The sequence below is a fragment of the Actinosynnema sp. NPDC023658 genome (assembly GCF_040639995.1).
Classification (GTDB): Bacteria; Actinomycetota; Actinomycetes; order Mycobacteriales; family Pseudonocardiaceae; genus Actinosynnema.
Genome location: NZ_JBFAAX010000537.1, coordinates 1 through 4,054, shown reverse-complemented (window position 1 = coordinate 4,054; position 4,054 = coordinate 1). Strand labels below are relative to the sequence as shown.

Below are 4,054 nucleotides of genomic sequence, written 5' to 3'. Positions count from 1 at the left end.
GTGTTCGTGTACCATCTCTTTTCTCACTCTTTTTTTGGGTTTTTTCTGTGGGGGCCGCCGCGGCGGGGGCGATTGTGGGGGGGGCGCCCCCCCGCCCGCCCCCCCCCCCCCCGGGTGGATCGGGTGAGCGGCGCACTTCGACTGCGCCGCTCACCCCGACCCGTGTGACGGCCTGAATCAGCAGGCCAGCAGGCTCACGGTGGAGTGGCTGCAGGGGAGCAGCAGCGAGGCGTTGGACGCCGTCGTGCTGCCGCCGCCGCTGCTGCCGCCGCTCGCCATGGCGTTGGACTGGGCCTCGGGGGTCTCGAGGTCCTGGAGGTCGAGGATGAAGTCCATGGTGACTCCTCAAATCGGGGGAATGAAACGGGTTACTGCTACCGGTCTGTAGGGACCGGGGCTGTGAGGAACGGCAACACCGGGGTGCCGTCCAGGGTGGCGCCGAGGGCCAGCAGCACGCCCGCGCTGCCGGTGTCGACGTCCATCGAGAGCCGCCGCAACTGGATGCCCGGGAACGCCAGGCCCTCCTGGTAGGGGACGGCGTGCCAGGCCAGCGCGGCGAGGTGCCGGTCGATCGCCTCCGACGAGCCGCCCGCGTGGGCGAGGGTCGCCATCAGGCCCGCCCGGCCGAGCATCAACGCCGGTTGGATCACGAACTCGCCGGTCGCGCTGCCGACCAGTTCCGGCAGCCGTTCGACGATGGGCAGGTCCGGCGCGGCGATGCGGTACTCGTTGAGCACCAGCGCGATGCCCGCGCTGCCGATGCCGACGTACGGAAGGCTGCGGAAGTTGCCGTCGCGGACCTGCGTCGAGCCGTCCAACGCGGTCATCGTCTCGGCCAGGTCCCGCTCCAGGGCCCGCACGCCCAGGTCGAGCCAACGGCGGTCGTCCGTGCGCTGGAACAGCCGCAGGAACAGCAGCGCCGGGCCGGACCAGCCGTGCTCGAAGCCCGCACGGGCCTTCTGACCGGGCGGTTCGACGTCCGCGAGCGCGGTGTCGAGCCGTCGGCCCAGTTCGAGCGCTTGGGTGGCGTAGGACTCGTCGTCACGGGTGCGCGCGAAGTGCAGGAGGTTCAGGCCGATGCCCGCGAGGCCCGCGCTGATGCCGTGGTCGTGGGTGTCCGGCAGCATCTGGGCGTAGGAGCGGACCAGCTCGTCGGCCAGGTCGTGGTGGCCGAAGTTCTCCAGCACGTGCGCGATGCCGTGCGCGCCGGTGAAGAAGCCGGGCTCCTTCGGCGGGTCGCGGCGCACCGCGTCGAGCAACCACTGCTCGTGCTCGGGGAACCGGCCCATGCCGGTCACGTCGAGCGCGTGCAGCACGCCCGCCGCGCCGTAGCCGAACCCGGAACCGCCGACCTCGAACTGCTCCACGTCGCCGGGGAACAGCCGGTCCGTGCGCTGCGGGGTGGCGCTGGCCAGGATGCCCGCGGCGATGGACTTGCGGACCACGTCCCAGTCGGGTTCCGGCACGTCGAGCGCGGTGGTGGTGGGTCCGGTGGGCACGTCGACCCGCGGCGCCAGGCCGTCGATGATCTTCGCGCAGTACTCGTCGGAGAGGCCGAACCGGCGTTGGATGAAGTCCACGTGCGAGCGCAGCTTCACCGGCGCCAGCTCGATCACGGCGTTGAGCGGCAGGAAGACGTAGAGGCGCAGCGCGGCCAGCGCGTGCTCGTCGATGTCGAAGCCGGTGCGGTCCGGCGGAGCCTGGAAGCCGGGTGCGCCGAGCGCGGGCCTGCCGTTCTCCTCGACGCCGAACGCCAGCTCGAAGTCGATCAGCGCGACCGTGTCGTCGTCGTCCACCAGCACGTTGAGCGGGTGCAGGTCGCTGAACACGACGCCGCGCTCGTGCACGTCGGCCACGATCCGCTCGACGTCGGAGACCACCTTGAGCGCCCGCTCGGTGTACGCGGCGATCGCGTCCTCGGTGACCACGTGGTGGGTCAGCGGGTAGTTGTGGCCCAGCCACTGCCCCAGCGGGCGGCCCGGCACCCGGGCCATGGCCACGAACTCGTGCTCCCAGGCGGTGAAGTGCTCGTACACCTCGGGCACGCCGGGGATCCCGGCGACCTTGGTCAGCATCGCGTGCTCGCGGCGCAGCCGGGCCACCGCGTCGACGTTCTCCCGGTCGAGCCCGGCGTGCGGTCTCGCCTCCTTGAGCACGACCTCCTGGTCGTCGGCCTTGCGGACCGCCTCGTACACGCCGCCGCCGTTGGAGAAGTGCAGCGACTGGACGACCTTGTACGGGAACGCGTCGGCGTCACCGGCGCGGCGCGCGGTCAGGTGCTCCTCCAGGCACGCGGGCAGCTTCACCCAGTCGGGCACCCAGAAGGTCGGCTTGCGCTGGTCGGGCACGAGTGCGCCGTCCGGGCCCTCGATGGCCAGCACCCGCTTGCCGTCCCGCTCCAGCCACTGCTCCACGAACCCGCCGTAGCGGACGAACAGGGGGCCGGCGCCGTAGCGGAGGTCGCTGAGGATGTACGCGCCCGGTTGGCCCTTGAGGATCTCGGACAACTCGGCCAGCGTCGATTCCAGTTCGGCGTCGTCGGCCGGGTAGATCGTGATGAGTTTTCCGCTGCCCTCACGCGGCGCGTACTTCGAGTTGCGGGCCAGCACGATTGACTGGGTGCGCAGGTACTTGAACGGGATGCGGCGCGCGATCAGGTATTCGTAGGACTTCAGCAGCACCTCGCCGGCGTTCAGCACGGTGGCGGAGACGTGCACCTTCCAGCCCTGCTTCGGCAGCATCACCCCGTCGGGGTGCAGGTGGCGCCAGATGTTGCGGTCGCCCTGGGTCCAACCCTCGGGCAACGCGGGGAGCACCTGCAAGAAATCGTCTTCGGCGGTTTCCGCGTGGCTTTGCACGTCGTAGAACAGACGGTCCGCGAAGCAGTAGGCCTCATAGCGGAGATCCACGGGATATTCGCCTCCTGTGATGTTTTCCTGACTGCCACATTCCCCCACGGCAACCGCCTATTGGCCAATCCACCATTTCGGGGGTGCTTGGCGTCCATTCGTGCGCATGAGCCCTGCTCGGATCCGCACTGCGGGTACACATAGGCACGCGAACTTCACCCGGACGGCATGTTTAACAGCTCGTAAGAGCGGCAATCGACTACCGTGAAGCACTAAACGAAACGCGATCGTTCTTCACGTCCGACCCTCGTGACCTGCGGTTTCAGGCTTTTTACCACTGAACCTCCAGCTCCGTCACGGTGCGTGCCGCACGGGTCCGGAGAAGCTCTGGACCGCATTACGGAACGCCGGAACCGCCAAAGTGGCGGGAAAGGGCCCATTACTTCACATCGGAACCATTGACGGTGGTAATTCCGGGCTGTCAAACCGCAGTGTGCGGGTTCTCGCTGGTCCGTACGGGTGATTATCCGTACGCCCGGTCGCTGTGGCACGCTCCTGGGTGTGTCCGCACGTGTGCTGCTCCCCGTCGTGGTGCTGGTCGCCGCCGCCGCCGCGGGGGTGGGCGTGCTGGCCCGCGAGGCCTACCAGCGGCCCGGTGTGGCGCAGGGGGAGCAGGTCGCGGCGCCCGACTCGGGGTCGTCCAGCTCCGTGCCGCGCAGTGCCCTGCCGGGCAGCGGCGCGGTGCAGCTGAGCATCGACGCGGCGCAGCACCCGGACGGCCAGCGGGTGCGGGAACTGCTCCAGCGGTTCTTCGACGCGATCAACGGCCACGACTACGAGCTGTGGACCAAGACCGTGACCGCGCGGCGGGTGAGCGAGACGCCGAAGACGCAGTGGACGTCGGACTACGAGAGCTCGCAGGACGGGTCGATCCTGGTGCACCGGATCGAGTCGGTGTCGCCGGAGCGGCTGCGCGTGATGATGACGTTCACCAGCACCCAGGACGTCGCCAGGGCCCCGGCGGACCTCCGGGCCGACTGCATCCACTGGCGCGTCGTCTACCCGGTCCAGGAGGAGCGGGGCGCGCTCCGCATCGACCTGGGCACCGAGGGCTCGACGTCCCAGTTCAGCCCCTGCTGACCGCTCCCGAGCGTTGAACTCGCACGTTCCGGACGTGGGTCACCGGCGGGGGGGGCGGTGTGGGC

The 4,054-nt window shown here is 69.6% G+C and carries 3 protein-coding genes; 1 reads left to right on the top strand and 2 read right to left on the bottom strand.

Annotated features, from left to right (window positions below):
- Window positions 1-177: 177 nt before the first annotated feature.
- Window positions 178-336, bottom strand: coding sequence for a SapB/AmfS family lanthipeptide (locus tag AB0G02_RS30655; RefSeq protein ID WP_360800878.1), 159 nt, complete (start codon window positions 334-336; stop codon window positions 178-180).
- Between the two features lie 38 nt (window positions 337-374).
- Entirely contained in the window at window positions 375-2,909 is a 2,535-nt protein-coding gene (gene lanKC, locus AB0G02_RS30650; RefSeq protein ID WP_360800875.1) for a class III lanthionine synthetase LanKC, read from the bottom strand.
- Between the two features lie 501 nt (window positions 2,910-3,410).
- Between lanKC and AB0G02_RS30645 the strand changes: the two genes are divergently transcribed.
- A complete protein-coding gene (locus AB0G02_RS30645) occupies window positions 3,411-3,989 on the top strand; it encodes a hypothetical protein (protein WP_360800872.1) in 579 nt (192 codons plus the stop codon).
- Window positions 3,990-4,054: the final 65 nt, after the last annotated feature.

What these genes read in the sequence shown, in the direction of transcription:
- AB0G02_RS30655 (WP_360800878.1), bottom strand. Translation starts at nt 336, where the DNA reads ATGGACTTCATCCTCGACCTCCAGGACCTCGAGACCCCCGAGGCCCAG.